The organism is Thermodesulfobacteriota bacterium, from assembly GCA_040755095.1.
In the GTDB taxonomy this organism is placed as follows: Bacteria; Desulfobacterota; Desulfobulbia; order Desulfobulbales; family JBFMBH01; genus JBFMBH01.
Map to the genome: position 1 here is coordinate 1 of JBFMBH010000089.1, position 18,520 is coordinate 18,520.

General features: G+C 68.7%; 18 protein-coding genes. 6 read left to right on the plus strand and 12 right to left on the minus strand.

Annotated features, from left to right (window positions below; all coding sequences use genetic code 11):
• The 8 genes from glyS to rpoZ form a co-directional block, all read right to left on the minus strand.
• The coding region (gene glyS / locus AB1634_13110; GenBank protein MEW6220456.1) for a glycine--tRNA ligase subunit beta at nt 1–1,204 on the minus strand (1,204 nt) is incomplete at its 3' end.
• A gap of 11 nt (nt 1,205–1,215) precedes the next feature.
• Entirely contained in the window at nt 1,216–1,977 is a 762-nt protein-coding gene (locus tag AB1634_13115; protein ID MEW6220457.1) for a GTP cyclohydrolase, FolE2/MptA family, read from the minus strand.
• A 57-nt stretch (nt 1,978–2,034) separates the two neighbouring features.
• Nucleotides 2,035–2,397 (minus strand): response regulator, encoded by a 363-nt coding sequence (locus AB1634_13120; protein ID MEW6220458.1) that lies wholly within the window; start codon nt 2,395–2,397, stop codon nt 2,035–2,037.
• Nucleotides 2,394–3,392, minus strand: coding sequence for a galactose-1-phosphate uridylyltransferase (gene galT / locus AB1634_13125; GenBank protein MEW6220459.1), 999 nt, complete (start codon nt 3,390–3,392; stop codon nt 2,394–2,396). Before galT ends, AB1634_13120 begins: the two co-directional genes overlap by 4 nt.
• A gap of 81 nt (nt 3,393–3,473) precedes the next feature.
• On the minus strand, nt 3,474–3,836 hold the full coding sequence (gene dksA / locus AB1634_13130) for an RNA polymerase-binding protein DksA (protein MEW6220460.1): 363 nt from the start codon (nt 3,834–3,836) through the stop codon (nt 3,474–3,476).
• 98 nt (nt 3,837–3,934) lie between these two features.
• Nucleotides 3,935–4,429: a cyclic pyranopterin monophosphate synthase MoaC gene (moaC, locus tag AB1634_13135; GenBank protein MEW6220461.1), complete on the minus strand. Its 495-nt coding sequence runs from the start codon at nt 4,427–4,429 to the stop codon at nt 3,935–3,937.
• 3 nt (nt 4,430–4,432) lie between these two features.
• Nucleotides 4,433–5,548: a molecular chaperone DnaJ gene (dnaJ, locus tag AB1634_13140; GenBank protein MEW6220462.1), complete on the minus strand. Its 1,116-nt coding sequence runs from the start codon at nt 5,546–5,548 to the stop codon at nt 4,433–4,435.
• Between the two features lie 17 nt (nt 5,549–5,565).
• Nucleotides 5,566–5,859 (minus strand): DNA-directed RNA polymerase subunit omega, encoded by a 294-nt coding sequence (rpoZ, locus tag AB1634_13145; GenBank protein ID MEW6220463.1) that lies wholly within the window; start codon nt 5,857–5,859, stop codon nt 5,566–5,568.
• Between the two features lie 364 nt (nt 5,860–6,223).
• Between rpoZ and AB1634_13150 the strand changes: the two genes are divergently transcribed.
• The 4 genes from AB1634_13150 to AB1634_13165 are packed head-to-tail and all read left to right on the plus strand — an operon-like array spanning nt 6,224 to nt 8,626.
• Nucleotides 6,224–6,469, plus strand: a complete 246-nt coding sequence (locus AB1634_13150) for a hypothetical protein (protein MEW6220464.1) — start codon at nt 6,224–6,226, stop codon at nt 6,467–6,469.
• A gap of 58 nt (nt 6,470–6,527) precedes the next feature.
• The gene (locus tag AB1634_13155; protein MEW6220465.1) at nt 6,528–7,310 is read left to right on the plus strand and encodes a FlgO family outer membrane protein; all 783 of its coding nucleotides are present in this window, start codon (nt 6,528–6,530) and stop codon (nt 7,308–7,310) included.
• A 52-nt stretch (nt 7,311–7,362) separates the two neighbouring features.
• Nucleotides 7,363–7,959, plus strand: a complete 597-nt coding sequence (locus AB1634_13160; protein MEW6220466.1) for a FlgO family outer membrane protein — start codon at nt 7,363–7,365, stop codon at nt 7,957–7,959.
• Complete coding sequence (locus tag AB1634_13165) at nt 7,952–8,626, plus strand: hypothetical protein (GenBank protein ID MEW6220467.1); 675 nt, start codon at nt 7,952–7,954, stop codon at nt 8,624–8,626. The genes AB1634_13160 and AB1634_13165 overlap by 8 nt, the downstream gene beginning before the upstream one ends.
• A gap of 133 nt (nt 8,627–8,759) precedes the next feature.
• Here the strand turns inward: AB1634_13165 and AB1634_13170 are convergent, their stop codons facing one another.
• The 4 genes from AB1634_13170 to AB1634_13185 form a co-directional block, all read right to left on the minus strand.
• Nucleotides 8,760–10,055 carry an adenylosuccinate synthase gene (locus AB1634_13170; protein ID MEW6220468.1) on the minus strand — a complete coding sequence of 432 codons (1,296 nt, stop codon included), beginning with the start codon at nt 10,053–10,055 and terminating at the stop codon, nt 8,760–8,762.
• Nucleotides 10,056–10,210: 155 nt separating this feature from the next.
• The gene (locus AB1634_13175) at nt 10,211–11,308 is read right to left on the minus strand and encodes a response regulator (GenBank protein ID MEW6220469.1); all 1,098 of its coding nucleotides are present in this window, start codon (nt 11,306–11,308) and stop codon (nt 10,211–10,213) included.
• A 31-nt stretch (nt 11,309–11,339) separates the two neighbouring features.
• Nucleotides 11,340–12,443, minus strand: a complete 1,104-nt coding sequence (locus tag AB1634_13180; protein MEW6220470.1) for an HD domain-containing phosphohydrolase — start codon at nt 12,441–12,443, stop codon at nt 11,340–11,342.
• A 30-nt stretch (nt 12,444–12,473) separates the two neighbouring features.
• Nucleotides 12,474–16,316, minus strand: a complete 3,843-nt coding sequence (locus AB1634_13185) for a response regulator (protein ID MEW6220471.1) — start codon at nt 16,314–16,316, stop codon at nt 12,474–12,476.
• 585 nt (nt 16,317–16,901) lie between these two features.
• Between AB1634_13185 and AB1634_13190 the strand changes: the two genes are divergently transcribed.
• Together AB1634_13190 and AB1634_13195 are read left to right on the plus strand one after the other, a co-directional pair.
• Complete coding sequence (locus tag AB1634_13190; protein MEW6220472.1) at nt 16,902–17,135, plus strand: hypothetical protein; 234 nt, start codon at nt 16,902–16,904, stop codon at nt 17,133–17,135.
• 355 nt (nt 17,136–17,490) lie between these two features.
• On the plus strand, nt 17,491–18,520 hold a 1,030-nt coding region (locus AB1634_13195; GenBank protein MEW6220473.1), incomplete at its 3' end, for a hypothetical protein.

Genomic DNA, 18,520 nt, shown 5'->3' on the forward strand with positions numbered 1-18,520 from the left:
CCACCATGGCGGTGAGCAGATCGGCCTTGGCCAGGTGCGCGGCCCGTTCGACCTGCGGCCGCAGGTCGGGCGCCAGGGCCTGGGCCAGGGAGCCCGCCAGCTGCACCAGCCGCTGGCTCTTCTCCAGCATGGTGCCCAGGCGGGCCTGGAAGATGACCCCGGCCAGGCCAGGCACCCGATCAGCCAGGGGCAGCTTCTGGTCCTCGTTGAAGAAGAAGAGGGCGTCTTCGAGCCGGGCCCGCAGCACCCGCTGGTGGCCCTGCACCGAGACCGCCGTCTCCCGGACCCGGGTGTTGTTCACCGCCACGAAGAAGGGCAAAAGATCCCCGGCCTGGCTCACCACGGCGAAGGACTTCTGGTGCTCCCGCATGGCGGTGACCAGCACCGAGCGGGGCAGGGACAGGAACTTGGGGTCAAAGGAGCCGGCCACGGCAAAGGGGATCTCGACGAGGTTGGCCACCGTCGCCGCCAGCTCCTCATCCGGCAGCAGGCGGCCGCCCACCGCCGCGGCCGCCTCTTCGATCTCGTCTTGCAGCCGCTGCCGCCGCTCGGCCATGTCCACCAGCACATGGGCCTCACGGAGCACCTGCCGGTGGTGGTCGCTGCCGGTCACCAGCAGCGGCTGGGGGGCCATGAACCGGTGGCCGCAGGTGGAGTCGCCAGCCGCCAGGCCGTCCAGGGTGAAGGGCACAAGGCGGCCATCGTACAGGGCGACGAGCCACCGGATGGGCCGGGCAAAGGCCAGCGACCCGCTGCCCCAGCGCATGGACTTGGGAAAGGGCAGGCCCTGGATGAAGGCCGGCAGCAGGCCAGGGAGCAGGCTGGCCGTGGCGGCGCCCGGGACATCCTTGACCACCTGCACATACTCGCCCCGCGGGGTGGTGACGATCGTCAAGGCGTCCACTGGCACGCCCTGGGAGCGGGCGAAGCCGATGGCCGCCCTGGTGGGCTGGCCGGTGGCGTCGAAGGCTGCCTGGCGCGGGGGGCCCACGGCCTCCTCCCGGCGACTCGCCTGGTGCTCGGCCAGATCCGCTACCGCCAGCACCAGACGCCGGGGGGTGGCGGTGGCCCGGATCGGGCCGTGCCCCAGGCCCAGCGCCGCCAGCCGCTCGGCCATTCTTCGCTCCATGTCCGCGCAAGCCCTGGTCAGAAAACCGGCCGGGATCTCCTCGGTGCCTATCTCCAGAAACAGCTCAGGGGCCATGATGACCTCGGTCAGGAATGATCGCGTTGTCCGTACTCCGCCTGTGGCCAGTGCACCACGGCGAAGGTGCTGTAGCCGGCGGCCAGGTTCTCCACCTCGACGGTGCCGGAGCCGATGTCCGGGTGGAGGGCCAGGCGGCTGGCCAGGGCCCGGGCCAGGCCCTCCACGGTCAGGCCCTCCTCCCGGTCGCCGGACGCGGCCGGCCAGGTGAGGCCGTGGCTGGTGACCGCCTCCACCAGGTCGATCACCTCCTCCAGCCAGATGAAGTGCCGGAAGCGCAAGGAGACCAGGGCCTGGCCCCAGCGTCCCAGCGAGCGCGGCAGGCCACGGCCGCCGCCGGACGGCGTCGGGGCGGCGATGGGCACCTCCACCGTCAACGACAGATCGTCCCGCTCGCCTGCCGAGCCATGCATGCGGCACTGGTACTCCCGGATGGCCTCGCTGCCGCGGCCGTCCGGACGGCGGAGAAAATAGGGAAAGGCGATCTCCACATGGGCCGACTCGGCCTGCAGGCGCCGCCGGGTCTCGTCGAGCATCAGGCGCACCGCCGGCAGCTCCACCCGGCCCCGGAACCGGTGGAGGATCTCCACGAACCGGCTCATATGGGTGCCCTTGAAGTGGTGGGGCAGGTTGACGTACATGTTGAAGGAGGCAACGGTGGCTTGGACGGCGTTGGCCCGGTCAAGGACGGTGATGGGATAGACGATGTCCTTGACCCCCACCTTGTGGATGGCGATGCAGCGGTGATCCGCCTGGCTTTGGACGTCCTTCATGGCGAGCCGGGCCAGCGCCTGTCGTCGGGGAAGGGCAGGGGCGCCGGGGCAGGGGCATCAGGGCAGGTGCTGCTTGATGGCCCGCTTCAGCTCGTCCAGGTTGGAGGACTTGACCAGGTAGTCGTCGGACGCCCAGGAGCCCAGATCCTGCTTGTACTCGTTGTAGGCCGAGGAGAGGATCACCGGCAGGGTCGGCTTGATCTCCTTGAGCCGTCGCAGGACCTCGATGCCGTTCATGCCCGGCATGTTGATGTCCAGCACCACCAGATCCGGGAGCACAATGTTGTATTTGCGCAGGGCCTCGTCGCCGGACAGGGCGGAGTGCACCTCGTAGCCCTCATCTTCCAGTTCTTCCTTGTAGAGAAGATGGATGCTCTCCTCGTCGTCCACCAACAGGATCTTCTTCTGCTTACCGCTCACAGGGCCACCTCCTTGAGGTAGCTGGCCGCCTCCTCAGGCGGCGTCGGGTTGATGTAGAATCCGGATCCCCACTCGAAGCCGGCGACCATGGTCAGCTTGGGCATGATTTCGAAATGCCAATGGAAGTGCTCCAGGCGCGGGCTTCGCAACGGCGCGGTGTGCAGGACGAAGTTGTAAGGGACCTTCGGGATGCAGACATCGAGTCGCCGCATGGTTTCGGAGAACAGGCGGGCGAGGGCGTCGAACAGGGCGTCGCCCATGGAAGCAAAGCAGGAGGCGTGCTTCTTGGGCAGAATCCACATCTCGAAGGGGGAGCGGGGCGCGTACGGGGTGATGGTGACGAAGTGCTCGTTCTGGCAGACCAGGCGCAGGTCCTGGCTCAGCTCGTGGCGGATGATGTCGCAGAACAGGCAACGGTCCTTGTAGCGGAAGTAGGACAGGCTGCCTTCCAGCTCGGAGACGATCATCCGCGGCAGGATCGGCAGGGCGATGAGCTGGGAATGGGAGTGCTCCAGGGAGGCGCCCGCCGCCCGGCCGTAGTTCTTGAACACCATCACATACCGGAAGCGGGGATCCTTGGCCAGGTCCACCAGCCGGTCCCGGTAGGCCCAGAACACCGCCACCAGCCGTTCCGGTGGCATCTCCGCGAAGGACTCGTTGTGGTTGGGCGACTCCACCAAGACCTCGTGGGCGCCGATGCCGTTCATCTTGTCGTAGGGACCTTCGCCCTCCTTGTCCAGGTCACCCTCGATAACCAGGGCCGGATACTTGTTGGGCACCACCCGCAGGCTCCAGCCCGGGGCGTTGGGGGCCGGATGGGTCCGCCCGTAGGCGAGCACCTCGGGGGGAGTGGTGTTCTCGTTCCCGGGGCACAAGGGGCAAAAGCCGCCCCGCACCACGTCCTTCTCGACAATGAAATCCGTGGGCCTCTTCCCCCGCTCCCGGGAGATGATGATCCAGCGGCCGAGGATGGGGTCCTTGCGCAGCTCAGGCATAGGGTCGTGCGCGCTCCTTCGGAGACCTGATCGGCCAGGGCCACGAGCAGGCCGGCTCCGATCAGCCCCGGCTTGGGGGCCCTAGCGGCCCTGTGCCTTCTCGTGCTGCTCTTGGCGAGTCTTGCAGTCGATGCACAGGGTCGTCACCGGCCGCGCTTCCATGCGCTGGGCGGAGATGTCTTCCCCGCACTCTTCGCAGATGCCGTAGGAGCCGTCCTCGATCCGCCCCAGGGCCTCCTGGATCTTGCCCAGAAGTCGGCGCTCCCGGTCGCGGATCCGCAGCTCGAAGTTGCGGTCCGACTCCACCGCGGCCCGATCCGTGGGGTCCGGATAGTTGGTGTTGGTGCCGGTCATGTCGTTCAAGGTCTTTTCGGCCTCGCTCAGGAGCTCGCTCATCATATCCTTGAGCTTCTTCTCGAAATAGGCCAGCTCTTCCTTGTTCATGGGGGTCTGTCCTGAAGGGTCCGTTGGGATGCCGATGGTATGGCTGCCTGTCCATACCACGTTTCAGAGCCTTTTTCCAGGCGGCGCCCGGCGGCCGGTCATGCCGGTCGCGTGTAGGTGCCGCTCTTGCCTCCTGTCTTGCGCACCAGCCGCAGCTGGTCGATGACCATGGACCGGTCCGCGGCCTTGCACATATCGTAGATCGTCAGCGCTGCCACCGACACGGCGGTCAAGGCCTCCATTTCCACGCCGGTGCGGCCCTCGGCCCGGGCACTGGCCTCGATCTGCACCTGGCTTTTGGCCTCGTCCAGGGCGAAGCGGATGCCGACGCTGGTCAGGGGCACGGTGTGGGCAAGGGGGATGAGGGTATCCACCCGCTTGGCCGCCATGATGCCGGCCAGGCGGGCCACGCCCAGCACGTCGCCCTTGCCGATCTGGCCGCTGGCCAGCAGGGCGAAGGCCTCGGGGCTCATGGTGACCGTGCCGGCTGCCACGGCCTCCCGCACGGTGGGCAGCTTGCCGCCCACGTCCACCATCCGGGCCTGGCCGGAGGGGTCGAAATGGCTGAGCCGTGCCAACGGGTCGTCGTCCATGGCCTACTTGCCGAACAGCTTCTTCAGAAAGCCGCCCTCCTCCTCGGCTGGCTCCCGGCTCGCCGAAAGGGCGGCAAACTGCCGGAGCAGCTCCTCCTGTTCCCGGGACAGACCGGTGGGGATCACCACCTTCACCTCCACGAACAGGTCCCCCCGGCCGTAGCCGTTCAAGATCGGCATGCCTTCCCCCTTCAGGGTCAGCACATCGCCGGGCTGGGTGCCGCGGGGGATGGTGACAGGCTTGGCGCCGTCGATGGTGGGGAGCTCCAGTGTGCCGCCCAGGGCGGCGTCCACCATGGATACCGTCAACTGGCAGACCAGATCGTCGCCCCGGCGATGGAAGAGCTCGTGGGGCTCCACATGGATAACCACGTAGAGGTCCCCGGGCTGGCCGCCCCGGCGGCCTCCTTCGCCCAGTCCCCGCAGGCGCATCCGGGCCCCGGTATCCACCCCGGCCGGGATCTTCAGGGCCACCTTCTTGGTGGCCTGGACCAGACCATGGCCCTGGCAGTCCTCGCAAGGGTCGGTGACGATCTGGCCTTCGCCCTGGCAGCGGCTGCAGGTGGTGCTTACCCGGAAGAAGCCCTGGGCGCGGACCACCTGACCGCGGCCCTGGCAGGAGGGGCAGGTCTTGACACCGGTGCCGGGCCGGCGGCCGGTGCCCTCGCAGGTCCAGCAGGTGTCCCGCTTGTTGATCTGGATCTCCTTTTCCGCCCCCTTGGCGGCATCCTGAAAGCTGATGGCCAGATCGTAGCGGAGATCGGCGCCAGGCACTGGCCCGCCCCGCCGTTCGGCACGGCCGCCACCCAGGCCAAAGCCGAAGAGATCTTCGAAGATGTCGCCAAAGCTGTGGAAGATGTCGTCGAAGTTGCCGGGGCCGGAATAGCCGCTGCTCTGCAGGCCCTCATGGCCATAGCGGTCGTAGATCTTGCGTTTTTCCAGGTCCCCCAGCACCTCGTAGGCCTCAGCCGCCTCCTTGAAGCGCTCCTCGGCCTCCCGTTCGCCGGGGTTGCGATCCGGGTGGTACTGCATGGCCAGCTTCCGGTACGCCTTCTTGATCTCCTCCACAGAGGCGGATCGGGAGACGCCCAGGATGTCGTAATAGTCCCGCTTCTTCATGATGGGTATCCCAAGCCCTAGGCAGCCGATTCGGTCTCCTCGGCCTCTTCGGACTCGTCCTGAACCGGGGCGGCCGGCGGCGCCAGCTCCTCCGGGGTCGGCATCTGCCTCAGGTCGGCGATGTTCTGGAAGGTCACGGCGCCGGCGGCGATCTCCCGCAGGGCATTGACGATCTCCTTGTTCCGTTCGGGGATGAGCCCCGGCTTGCCGATGCGGAACTGCTTGACCCGACTGACCGCCAGATGAACAAGGGCGAACCGGCTTCCCTCGCCCACCTTCTCAAGACAGTCTTCCACCGTGATCCGCGCCATCGTCTGCCACCTCTCGGATATGGGACCGTTTGCGAAAAAACCAATAATATACTGAGCTGCGCCGTGCGGGTAAACCTTTTTTTCTGCTGGCCGTTGTCGGGCAAGGGGTGCGGCGCTGGAGTGGTACGAAACATGCAAGATCTTCTTCGCAGCAGTCCGCCGCAGGGCTGGCCGGCCAAGGCGGCCGCCCCGGCGGCGGCAGCAGGAGGCGCCGGCTGGGCGCTCTGTCCGGGCAAAAGCGGCCGCCGGGCAAAAGCTGCCCGGTCGGCCCCGCCGCGCCGGCGGGTGTCGGCTTCTCCGACGCCCCCTGCCGGGGATGGCCACAACTCCGGCGGCCAACGAGGAGCACAGGCAGGAGGGTACGATGCGCACCTTTTCGGCAATGCTGATGATGGTCCTCATGAGCGGCTGCGCGGCCGGCGTGCAGACCCCGGTGGCGAGCGTGGACCTGCGGCTGGATTCCCCCCTGCTCGGGGGCGGGCGGCGCCCGGTCATCTATCCCGACGCCTCGGAAGGCTCCTCCGGCGAGGCCGATCCCTTCGCCCGGGCCTTTGGCGCCCCCTGGCGCAGTGTGGCCACCGACTACCCGGAGCTGAGCTTCAATCCGTGACCCGGCCGCGGCAGGCCCTGGCCGGGGAACTGCCGCGCCGCGAAAAAGGAGGGCTGCCGTGTCCCAGTCCCTTGTTGTGGCTGCCGCCGTCCTGGTCGCCGTCCTCCTGGGTCCGGTCCCAGGCCGGGCCGGAGAGCCGGACCCCCCCCACCCCTACCGGCTGTGGGCCTTCAACCATCCGCACCAGGTGCCGGCCGACTACGTCTACCGCACGGGCCGCGTCTTCACCCCGCCGGCATCGCCTGCCTGGTGGCAGGACTGGTCCTGGCTCAGCGGCGGCGTCGCCAGTCTGGTCGGAAGCCCGGCGCCGGAGCCGATCCGCTCCCCCGGCGTGGCCCTGGACAGCCACGTGCGGCTCATGGCCGGGGAACTGGTGCGCCAGCTCCGCCAGGGACAGGCGGACAGCTCCACCCTGTCGGTGGTCACCTTTGTCAACCTCAACCACCTCTACCGCACGTCGGCCTTCGGCCGCTATCTCGGGGAGCAGCTGGCAGGTGAGCTGCAGCGGGCGGGACTCAATGTCCTGGACGTGCGCAAGACCCCCGGGCTCATGGTCCAGGAGGGCTTCGGTGAGTATGGCCTGTCCCGGGACATGGACGAGCTGAGCTTCGTCCACCCGGCCCAGGGCACGGTAGTGGGCACCTACACCTGCGCCGGCGACGAGGTCTTTCTCAACGCGCGCATGCTGCGCAACACCGACGCCATGCTCCTGGCCAGCGTCACCATGGTCTTCCGCCAGAACGAGGTGGTGCGGGCGCTGCTGGCCGACGAAGGGGTGCCGGCAGGCCAGGCGGCGGCGGTGCGGGTGCGGGCCCTGCCGGTGCCTGCAGTCACCCCTTGATGGGAGGCGCAGCGCCGCCGCACGGTCGCGCCCGAGCTGCGAGGGAAGCATCATGACGCCACAGGGATCACGGATCGGGAGCGGGCTCGCGCTGGCGGCCCTGCTGCTTTGGCTGGGCGGCTGCCTGTTCGGGCCGGATCAGCGGCTGGGGGGCACGGTGTCGGTGGCCAGCCCCGACTTTTTCGGCATCGGCGAAGACCTGGCCGGCCAGCTGGCCGGCAGCCTGGGCAGCCAGGGCCAGGGCTGCCGCCTGGTCCTGACCACCTTCGTGGACATCGATGACCTGTACGTAAGCTCCCGCTTCGGCCGGGCCCTCACCGAGTCGGTGGCTACCCGGCTCTTCCACCGGGGCTTCAAGGTGGTGGAGGTGCGCAAATCCAGCGAGCTCCTGGTCAAGGACCGGACCGGCGAGCTGACCTTGACCCGAGACACCGCGCTCCTGGCCGAAAGCCACCAGGCGTCGGCGATCCTGGCCGGCACCTACGCCCTGACCCCGGGATCGGTGATCGTCAACGCCCGGCTGCTGGATGCCGGCAGCCAGGATGTGCTGGCGGTGGCCGGCATGGAGATCCAGCGCAGCGAGGCCATCAATGCCCTCCTGGCCAGCGCCCGCGGCCTGGCGGGCGGGGAGCTGTCCGCCTATGAGTGACCAGCGCACAGGCACCACGTGGCGCCGGCGGTCGATCACCGGCCTGGCCCTGGGGCTTTTGGTCATCAGCAGCTGCCTGGCCGGCTGCTCCTGGGCCGGCCGGGACAGCCGGCTGGCCCGCCCCCTGGCCAAGGGCTCGCCGGTGGTGCTCATCCACCCCCTGGATGCCGATTACCGGACCGCCAGTGTCGGCGTACCGCCCTTTCTGGTCCCCGCCGGCATGGATCCTGCCAAGGGGGCAGGGGTCGCCGAGACCTTCCGGGAGGTCCTCCTGGGCAAGCGCACCTTCCGGCAGGTGAGCCGCCTGGCCGAGCCGGTGGCCGGGATCGCCGAGGCCCGGGCCCTGGCCGCCGGCCAGGGGCTGGACCTGGTGCTGGTGGGGAGAATCAGCTCCTGTGTCACGGGCAGTGCCCTGGGGGGCAGCCAGCTGGAGCTGGCGGTACGGCTGGTGAGCGTGGGAAGCGGCGAGACAGTGTGGCTCCTGAGCGAGGCCATGGCGCAGCCCCTGCCATTCCAGGATGACGGCTACCCGGCGCGGCTCAAGGAGGCGGTCTTCGGTCCTGACCGCTCGCCGGTGGACGCCTACCCCGCCATGCCCAATCTGGCCCTGACCATCGCCTCGGACATGGCCGACGTCCTGGCCGGCGCCCGCAGCCTGCCCCGCTAGTTCGTCCAACAGCGATTATCGAATGTCGATCAAGGAAGGTCCAACTGCAGAAGAGACCGGCAGAACTGATCCGAAACGTCAACAACCGGTCCCTTCGACCTTCGAAATTCCTTGTTGGACATTCTGCAGTTCGTCAGGCGGCAAAGGGGTTGCGCAGCACCAGGGTCGCATCCCGGGCCGGCCCCACCGAGACGATCCAGACCGGCACGCCGGTCAGCTCCTCGATGCGCTGCAGATAGTCCCGGGCTGCCTGGGGCAGGGCGGCGAGCTGGCGCAAGCCGCCGATCTCCTCCCGCCAGCCGGCCAGTTCCTCATAGACAGGCTGCAGCCGGGCCACGGTGCGGATGTTCCCCGGCATGGCCGTGAAGAAGCGGCCGTCCTCCTGGTAGCTGGTTCCCACCTGCAAGAAGTCCTCCCCCGAGAGCACATCCAGCTTGGTGATGGCGAGGCCAGTGACGCCATTGAGGCGCACCGCCTCGTTCACCACCACCGCGTCCAGCCAGCCGCAGCGCCGGCGGCGACCGGTGGTGGCGCCGAATTCGCCCCCGCGGCTCTGCAGCCGGTCACCGGTGGCATCATGGAGCTCGCTGGGGAAGGGGCCGGCGCCGACCCGGGTGGTGTAGGCCTTGCAAATGCCCAGCACGGCATCGATGCCGGTGGGGCCGAAGCCGGCGCCGGTGCAGGCACCCCCAGCCACGGTGTTGGAGGAGGTGACAAAGGGGTAGGTGCCGTGGTCGATGTCGAGCTGGGTGCCCTGGGCGCCTTCGAAGAGGATATGCCGGCCCTGGCGCCGGGCGCCAGCCAGCTCCAGCGAGACGTTGGTGACGTACGGCGCCAGCCGCTCGCCAAAGGCCGCGTACTGGGCGTAGATGGCCTCCGCATCCACCGGCTCGGCGTTGTAGAGCCGGGTGAGGAGGAAGTTCTTCTCCTCCACCACTTCCGAAAGCTTCTGGCGGCACAGCTCCGGATCGAGAAGATCCCCCACCTTGATGCCCTTGCGGGCGATCTTGTCGGCATAGCACGGCCCGATGCCCCGGCCGGTGGTGCCGATCCTGGTGCCGCCGGCCTTGGCCTCCGCCGCCAGATCCAGGGCCTTGTGGTACGGCATGATCAGGTGGGTGCGCTCGCTGATCCCCAGCCGGCGCGGCGTCACCTGGATGCCACTGGCCGCCAGGCCTTCGATCTCCCCTAGCAGCACCGCCGGATCAAGAACGACGCCGTTGCCGATCAGGCACTTCTTGTCTTCGTACAGGATGCCCGAGGGGATGAGATGGAAGATGAACTGCTTGCCTTCCACCACCAGGGTGTGGCCGGCGTTGTTGCCGCCCTGGAAGCGAACGATGTAGTCCGCATGGTGGGACAACAGATCGACGATCTTGCCTTTGCCTTCGTCACCCCATTGGGTGCCCACCACCACCACACTGGCCATGGTCTCTTCCCCCCATCGCGGAACACCGCGTCTTGCCGTTTTTTGCCCGGCCGGCCAGGGTCGATCCCGGCAGCCGAGCCGACCGGCAACCTTAGTCAATGGGAAGCGAAAAGTCAACCAGGCCGGGCCGGCAGCAGGAAGCGCAGGACCAGGGCCTATTCCTCGGCCAGCGCCGGGAAGGACAGGGTGAAGGTCGTGCCGCTGCCAGGCACGGATTGCACCTGGACGGTGCCGTTGTGGGCGCCGACGATCTGCTTGACCAGGAAGAGGCCAAGGCCCGTGCCTTCCGGCTTGGTCGTGAAGCGCTCCTCGAAGATGCGGGGGAGGATGGCGGCGGGGATGCCGGGCCCGTTGTCGCTGATGCTCGCCAGGACCCGCTGGCCCTCCTGCCAGAGCCGGATGCGGATCTCGGGCTCCGCCCGGTTCTCCAGGGCTTCCATGGCGTTGACGAAGAGATTGACGAAGACCCGTTGCAGCTGGTGGCCCTTGCAGCGCACGAGCAGCCGGCCGGTGGGGAGCTCCCGGTGCACCTTGCCGCGGAAGCGCCGGGCATACATGTCCAGGGCCTGGAGCAGCTCGGGAACCGACTGGGGGACCGCCGTTTCGTCAACATGGCGCAGGTAGCTGGTGTAGCCCCGGCAGATGTCGCAGCCCAGCCGGACACTGCCCAGGATCTCCATGGCCTCGGCTCTTACGGCGGCCTTCTCGGGCACGCTGTCCGGGAGGAGGTCCGGGAGGTAGCGCACGCCCAGGGCCAGGGTGAGGATGTTGTTGAGATCATGGGCCAGACAGCCGGCCTGGATGCCCAGCTCGGCCTTCTGGCGGAGGATCTCCGTCTCGTGCTCCATGAGGGAGATGCTGGCCCGCAGCTGATCCCGCTGGGCCTTGATCTCGAGATGGGTGCGAACCCGGGCCCGGATGATGGGCAGCTTGAAGGGCTTGGTGATGTAGTCCGCAGCCCCGAGGGCGAAGCCTTGCGCCTCGTCGTCCACCTCGCCGCGGGCGGTGACGAAGATCACCGGGATGTCGCGGCTCTGGGGGTCTGCCTTCAGTCGCCGGCAGATCTCGTAGCCGTTCATCCCAGGCATCATGATATCGAGCAGGATGAGGTCTGGTGGCTGGGCGGCGATATCGGCCAGCGCTGTTTCACCGTCCAGGGCGCCGGCACACTCGTACTCCTGCCCCAGGGCATGGCTCAGGAGGTCGATGGAGCTGGTCTCGTCATCGATGATGAGAATCGTCTTTCTGTCCATGGCGCACTCCTCCGCTGGCCGAGTCGCCCCCTCAGCAGCCAAGAGTCTCTCTTTCCTCCTGGGAGTCGGCGTGCTCGAAGGCGATCTGGCGGAACATCGCCTCCTGCTCGGCAAAGACGGCCAAGACCTCCGGATCGAAATGGCTGGGCCTGGTGCGGCCGTCGCCCTGGATGATGATCTCCACCGCCCGGCGGTGCGACAAGGGAGCCTTGTACACCCGCCGGCTGATCAGGGCGTCGTAGACGTCGGCCAGGGCCATCAGCCGGCCGCCCAAAGGGATGGCATCGCCCCTGAGCCCGCCCGGGTAGCCGGTGCCGTCCCACCGCTCGTGGTGGGTCTGGGCGATCTGCCGGGCAAAGGCCAGAAACGAGTCGGCCGGCAGCTTCTCCTCGGTGCGGCGGATGGCGTTGGCGCCGTATTCGGCGTGCTTCTGCATGGCGGTAAACTCTTCGGCGCTCAACGGCCCGGGCTTGAACAGGATGTGATCCGGCACCCCCACCTTGCCGATGTCGTGCAGGGGGGCTGACTTGTAGAGCAGCTCCAGGGACTCCTCGTCGAGCGCCTTCTGAAACCGTGGCTGCCGCCGCAAGGCCTCGGCCAGCAGCCGGACATAGTATTTCGTCCGCTGGATGTGGCCGCCGGTCTCCGGATCCCGGTATTCCGCCAGGGCTGCCAGGCCATCGATGGTGACCTCCTTGGTGATAGCCAGCTCCCTGGTCCGTGCCCGGACCAGCTCCGCCAGCCCGTCCCGGTGCTTCTTCAACTCCAGGTGATTGCGGACCCGGGCCCGTACCAGAGCCGGCGTGAACGGCTTGGCAATGTAGTCCACCGCTCCCAGCTTCAGGCCGGCGACCTCATCGTCTTCGCCGGTGAGGGCAGACAGGAAGATCACCGGAATGTCCCGGGTCCGGGGATTCGCCTTCAGTCGCCGGCAGACCTCGTAGCCATTCAGGCCCGGCATCATGATGTCGAGCAGGATCAGGTCCGGCGGGCCGTTGGCGATGTCCTCCAGGGCCGTCTCCCCGTCCAGGGCCGCGAAGACCTGGTAGTCGTCGCCCAGGACATCGGTCAGAAGGTCGATATTGGCTTCCACGTCGTCCACAAGCATGACCGCTTCCCGCGCCTTGTCAGCCATGACTTTCCTCGCACCCGCGATGAAGGTTGATCAGTCACCCAGGACAGCGTGCCGGATCTGTCCGAGCAGCCTTTCCGCCTCCCGGAACCGGTAGCGCTCCGCCAGGGAGGCCAGCTCCTGCACGGCGGCGGCGTGACCCTCGGGCCAGGCGTAGCGCCGCAGCTCCTGCGCCAGACCCTTGCTTTCCCGGGGCCGGCGCTGCCGCAGGTGTGGCGCCAGCTCCGCCAACAGGGACGCCAGAAGGCCCGGATCACCGGCGGGTCGTTCCGCCTCTGGCTTGCCGGCAGCCGCGGCGGCGACAAAGGTCGCCAGACCTTCGAGGACGCTGGACAGGGCGGCGGTCAGGGCAGCCAGGCCGGTGGCGAGGGCCTCGGTGCGACCGTTCCGGATCCCCTGCTCCAGGGCGGCCGCTGCCTCCTCCACCACGCTGGCCCCGATATTGCCCGCCACCCCGCGGACGGCATGGGCCAACTGCCGCAGCTGCTCCACATCCCCTGCAGCCAGGGCTGCCCGCATCCGGTCGGCCAGGTCCCGGTTGTCTTCGAGGAACCTGCCGAGGATGTTGGTGTACAGCGCCCGGTTGCCGGCCATCCGCTTCAGGCCATCGGCGATCCTGATCCCGGGCAGGGATTCCGGCAACAGCACATCGTCCTTCTTGACCCGGGTCTCGCTTTGCATCACCGGCCGGTGGCCCGGTCGGATCCAGCGCGCCAGCACCCGGTACAGCTCATCGGGATCGATGGGCTTGGTGACATGGTCATTCATGCCCGCGGCCAGGGATTTCTCCCGGTCGCCGGCCATGGCGTGGGCGGTCATGGCCACGATGGGCAGATCCTTGACTGGCCCGGCCAGGGAGCGGATGGCGCGGCTGGCGGCCAGGCCATCCATCTCCGGCATCTGGATGTCCATGAGCACCAGGTCGAAGGCCTCTTCTCGGACCGCGTCCACCGCCTCCCGGCCGTTGCCGGCCACCGCCACCACCAGGCCGACCTGGCCCAGGAGCTCGCCGGCCACCTGCTGGTTGATCTCGTTGTCCTCCACGAGCAGGATCCGTGCCCCCCGGATGGCGGCCAGGCCCACGGCCGGGGCCTGCTCCGTGCCCCGCTGGCCACTTCCGGTGTCCCGAGCCAGGCCGAAGAGCCCCATGATGGCGTCGAAGAGCCGGGAGCGGCTGATGGGCTTGGCCAGAAAGCCCGCCCCCAGCTCGGTGGCGGTCTGGCGGGCCAGCCCGGCCCCTTCCGCCTCGTAGCCCAGAAAGAGGATCGGGATCAGCCGGAAGCGCGGATCCTCCCGCAGGCGCTTGACGGTGGCCAGGCCGTTGCGCTGGGGCAGCCGCCAGTCCACCAGCAGGAGCTCGAAGGGGGCGCGATCCGCCCCAGCCTGCTGCATCCGCGTCAAGGCCTCCCGGCAGGAATCGACCACCGCCGGCACGAAGCCAAACGAGCGCAGAAAGGCCTCGACCTGGCGGCGGACGCCGACGGCGGAGGCGATGACCAGGACCTTCGTGCCCCGGAGGTCGGTGGACAGGCGGAGGGGCAGGGGCTGGTCGGCTGTCTCGCGGCCCCGGCCGAGGGTGACCACAAAGCTGAAGGTGCTGCCCTGGCCCAGCTCGCTCGCCACTGCCAGCTCGCCCGCCATCATCGTCACCAGCCGCTTGCAGATGGCCAGCCCCAGGCCGGTGCCGCCGTACTTGCGGGTGGTGGAGACATCCGCCTGGCTGAAGGGCTCGAACAGTCGCTCGAGGTGCTCCCGGCTCATGCCGATGCCGGTATCCCGCACCGAGAAGCGCAGGGTGACGGCATCCGTCGCCGGGCCCACCAGCCGCACTGAAAGCACGACCTCGCCCTGGTCGGTGAACCGGACGGCGTTGGTCAGCAGGTTGCTGAGCACCTGGCCCAGCCGGAGGGGATCGCCCCGGAGCTTCGGCGGGATGGCCTCATCCTCCTGCACCAGGAGCTCGACAGGCCGGCCGTTGATCTTCTCGGCCGCCATGGAGGCCACCTCGTCCAGCAGCTCGTCCAGAAGGAAGTCCACGCTCTCCAGCTCCACCCTTGCCGCCTCGAGCTTGGAGATGTCGAGAATGTCGTTGATGATGCCCAAAAGGCCCCGGGCCGAGCTGTGGATCTTCTCCAGGTAGTCGTGCTGCTGGGGGGTCAGCGCGGTCTGCAGGGCCAGGTAGCTGAGCCCGATGACCGAGTTCATGGGCGTGCGGATCTCGTGGCTCATGTTGGCCAGAAAGACGGACTTGGCCTGACTGGCCGCCTCGGCCGCCTCCTTGGCGGCCAGGGCTTCCTGGGTCCGTTCCTGGACCCGGCGATCGAGTCCCTCGATGAGCCAACGGTTCTCGATGAGGGCACTGGCATAGCTGCCCAGGACGTGCGGCAGCTCCAGCCGGTCAGGGACGAAGAAGCCGGGCCGCTCATGGCCGAGGTTGAGGCTCCCCACCGGCTGGCCGTCCGAGGCCACCAGCGGCAGGGCGAGAACCGACCCGCAGCCCAGGGCCGCCAGGGCCTCGCTTCGGGCCTGATCCTGGCCGCCGGCCGGTGGCTCGTTGTGCACCTGCGCCTTCCCGGTCCTGATGGCCGCGGCGGACAGGCCGCCGGCATCGGCTGCCTGTTCCCGGGCAAGCCGGGTCGCAGCCGGGGCTTCAGCCTCCGGCCCCGCCAGGGCAACCGGGCACCCCAAAGCCGTCTCCCGCTGCCCGGGGACGTCCATGAGGTCAAGCCAGGCGAGCCGCAGATCGAAGACCCGGACCGCCACCTCGCAGATCGCCTGGAAGAGGTCCCCGGAGATGGGCAGCCGGACGAGCCCTGAGCTGGATTCCGCCAGGATCCGCAGCTCACGGGTCCGTTCCTGAACCGTCTGCTCCATCCCGGACAAAAGCCCCTGCAGGCATCTTTCGGCCTTCCGCAGGTCGGTCTCCGATCGCTTGGCTGCGGCCAGCAGCCGGGCCCATTGCAAGGCCAGCCCGCCGCTGACCAGGAGAATGCAGGCGGTGAGACCGGCAATCCAGCCGCTGATCCGCCGCACCGGCGCCCAGACCACCCGGAGGGGCTTTTCGACCACCAGGCCCCAGCCGCTGACGGCCACCGGGTGAAAGGCGGCGCTGGCCGGGGTGCCATCCAGGGAGGAGGCCGTCTCCACCACGCCGGCCCGGCCCTGGCGGACCAGCACCACCGCCGGATGATCCGCCAGGGGGACGAGACGGTCGAGGCGGCGCTGGGAGTGGAAGACCAGGTCGCCCTTGCCATCCACCAGAAAGGCCTGGGCGCCCAGGTCGCCGGCCCGGAAGCGGTCAACGAGCCCGGTCAGGTAGCCGGCCGCCGGCTGCAGCACCAGGATGCCAACCGTCTCGCCTTCCGTCTGGATGGGCACGGCAACAGCGAAGAGCAGCCGCTGGGGCGGCGCGGCCCTCTGGTACAGCTCGGAAACATGGGGCGTCCAGCCCTTCGCCACCCCCCGGTACCAGTCCCGGTCCGAGAAGTCTCGGCCCAGGGTTTCCGGGGTCTCGGGATAGTTGGCCAGTTGGACGCCCTGGGGGTTGGTGATGAAGGCCCGCTCCAGATCGCCGGCGCTGTCCACGAGAATCCGCAGATGCCGATCCATCTCCTCCTTGGCGCGTTGCTGCACCGCGGCCGGCAGACTGGGCCGGGCGGCATGTGCCTCGGCGAAGGCGATGGTGCCGGACAGCCGCTCGCCAACGGCCAGGGCGCCCAGCCTGGCCAGCGCCTGGCCTGCGGCCCGGATCTCCCCCTCCATGGTGCGGCCAACGAGCACCGACACCAGGACCGCCAGGCAGATGAGCGGCACCGCCACCAGGAGCGTCCCGGCGAGAAAGATCCGCCACCGTCTTTTGAAGAGCCAGTCAGGCACGGCATTCCTTCCGCCCAAAGGCGGTAACCGACTGCGAGGCGGGAGCGCCCATCCCAACCGATGGGATGGGCAGCCCTCCCCCCAGTTTTTTTGCCATTCCACGGCGTCGGCCTGCGCCCGGGACGCTCGGCACCGGCGCCAGCGCCACCGAGACAGGCACAATCTTCCCGTGGGCGGGTCGCGTCCCGGATTCCAGACCGACCTTGTCGTGTTTCCTATTTGCATATATCCGTTTTCGGGTGTCAAGTCGAAAAAAGACGGGTGGAGAACGACCCATAGCCAGCACCATGCCACCATCTTCACGGAATCCATTGGAAACAGGAGCGTTTTTCTATCGAGGACCCGGGTACCGGCCTCCGGTCAAACAGGGTGCACCCGGCCGGTCCCGGGGGCAGCCCCGCACCCGCCCGATCCGCCCGCCCCAGATCTTCTTGTATTGTCATACGTCAATTTTCTGACTAACGTCTCGGGCATGCGCACCCTCATCAAGGCCCTCAAGGCCATGGCCGATCCTTGCCGGCTTCCGGGCATCGACCGGGCTCTGCTGTGCCGAAAAGACTCGCCGGCCGGACCAGGGGACGGAGCATGAGCCGCCAGCGGGTGGTGATCGAGGCCCTGTTCAGCCCGGGCTGCGGATCCCGGGATGGGGTCATGGCGCTGATCCGCGAGCTGGCCGCCGGGCTCCCCGACGCCGTTGCCATCCGGGAGCGGTGCATCGCCTCGGTGGAGGAGGCCAGGCAGGCACGCTTTCTCGGCTCCCCCAGCATCCGGGTCAACGGCGTCGATGTCGAGCCGGCGGCCCGGGAGCGCACGGACTGAGGCCTGGGCTGACGGATGTACGTGGACGAGGCGGGCCGCTTCGTCAAAGAGGTGCCACCGGGCCTGCTGGCCGAGGCCCTGGCGGGCTGGCGGCCACAACCGGAGTCCACGAGCCGCTGATCTTCCCCAGCACGGGGGCGTCGCCCTGGTGCAGGTGGCTTTCTGGCCCAGGAAGCGCTGCGTCCCCTTCGCCAAGCCCACCTCCACCGGCATCGGCCACGTCAGCTTCCCGCCCGGAAGACGCCCCGGCCGCCGCTGTTCTGCTCCGCGACGGGTGTGTGACCTGGCCGGGGCCATCCGTACCACCCTGTCCACCAGAGCTTTTCGGGCGGCCACCACCGCGGGAGAGAGACCCATGAGCGAGTACCAGTACTACGAATTTCTGGCCATCGACCGGCCGCTGACCGGAACGGAGATGGCCGAGCTGCGGGCACGCTCCACCCGTGCCCGCATCACGCCGACCAGTTTTGTGAACGAGTATTCCTGGGGCGATCTCAAGGGAGACCCGGACGACTGGATGGCGCGCTATTTCGACGCCTTCTGCTACCTGGCCAACTGGGGCACGCGCATCCTCAAGCTGCGCCTGCCATCCCGGCTGCTGGCGCCGGAGGTCGCGGCCTCCTTCTGCCGGGGGGATGCTGTCCGCTGCCGGGAGACCGGTGGCCGGATCATCGTCTCCTTCCGATCCGAGGAGGAAGGCGGCAGTTGGGATGAGGAAGAAGCGGACCTCGCCTCCATGGTCGGCGTGCGGGCCGAGCTGGCACGCGGCGACCTGCGGGCGCTCTATCTGGGCTGGCTTCTGCAGGTGCAGGCGGGCGAGCTGGCCGACGACGAGGCAGAGCCGGCCGTGCCAGCCGGACTGGGCGAGCCCAGCGCCGCCTTGGCCAGCATGGCCGACTTTTTGCGCATCGATCCGGATCTCCTGGCCGTGGCGGCGCAGGCGAGCCCGGCGCGGCCTGCCCCCACCACCCTGGCGCGGCAGGAGGTCGCCGCCTGGGTGGCCGGGCTTCCCGGCCCCGAGAAAGACGATCTCCTCGCCACCCTGATCCTGGACGACGACGACACCGTCGCTGCCGTCCTGCGCCAACGGTTTCTTGCGGCGCGCTCTGGCGGCCGGCCCGAGGCCCCGCCCCGCCGCCGGACGGCCGGCGAGCTGCTGGCGGCGGCCGAGCGCTACGGCGAAGAGCGGCGGCGGCAAGAGGCCGAGGAGCAGGCCCAGGAAGAGGCCCGCCGCCAACAGGAAGCGGCCAAGGCCCGGAAGAAGTACCTGGCCAGCCAGACCGGGCGTGAGCCCAAGCTGTGGGCCAAGGTCGAGACCCTGGCTGGCAGCAAGCAGCCGCGGGGCTACGACGAGGCGGTCGCCCTCCTGGTCGACCTGCGCGACC

Coding starts and splice junctions, on each gene's coding strand:
- AB1634_13115 (MEW6220457.1), bottom strand. CDS start 1,977: ATGAAGGACGTCCAAAGCCAGGCGGATCACCGCTGCATCGCCATCCAC.
- galT (MEW6220459.1), bottom strand. CDS start 3,392: ATGCCTGAGCTGCGCAAGGACCCCATCCTCGGCCGCTGGATCATCATC.
- dksA (MEW6220460.1), bottom strand. CDS start 3,836: ATGAACAAGGAAGAGCTGGCCTATTTCGAGAAGAAGCTCAAGGATATG.
- moaC (MEW6220461.1), bottom strand. CDS start 4,429: ATGGACGACGACCCGTTGGCACGGCTCAGCCATTTCGACCCCTCCGGC.
- dnaJ (MEW6220462.1), bottom strand. CDS start 5,548: ATGAAGAAGCGGGACTATTACGACATCCTGGGCGTCTCCCGATCCGCC.
- rpoZ (MEW6220463.1), bottom strand. CDS start 5,859: ATGGCGCGGATCACGGTGGAAGACTGTCTTGAGAAGGTGGGCGAGGGA.
- AB1634_13150 (MEW6220464.1), top strand. CDS start 6,224: ATGCGCACCTTTTCGGCAATGCTGATGATGGTCCTCATGAGCGGCTGC.
- AB1634_13160 (MEW6220466.1), top strand. CDS start 7,363: ATGACGCCACAGGGATCACGGATCGGGAGCGGGCTCGCGCTGGCGGCC.
- AB1634_13165 (MEW6220467.1), top strand. CDS start 7,952: ATGAGTGACCAGCGCACAGGCACCACGTGGCGCCGGCGGTCGATCACC.
- AB1634_13170 (MEW6220468.1), bottom strand. CDS start 10,055: ATGGCCAGTGTGGTGGTGGTGGGCACCCAATGGGGTGACGAAGGCAAA.
- AB1634_13175 (MEW6220469.1), bottom strand. CDS start 11,308: ATGGACAGAAAGACGATTCTCATCATCGATGACGAGACCAGCTCCATC.
- AB1634_13180 (MEW6220470.1), bottom strand. CDS start 12,443: ATGGCTGACAAGGCGCGGGAAGCGGTCATGCTTGTGGACGACGTGGAA.
- AB1634_13190 (MEW6220472.1), top strand. CDS start 16,902: ATGAGCCGCCAGCGGGTGGTGATCGAGGCCCTGTTCAGCCCGGGCTGC.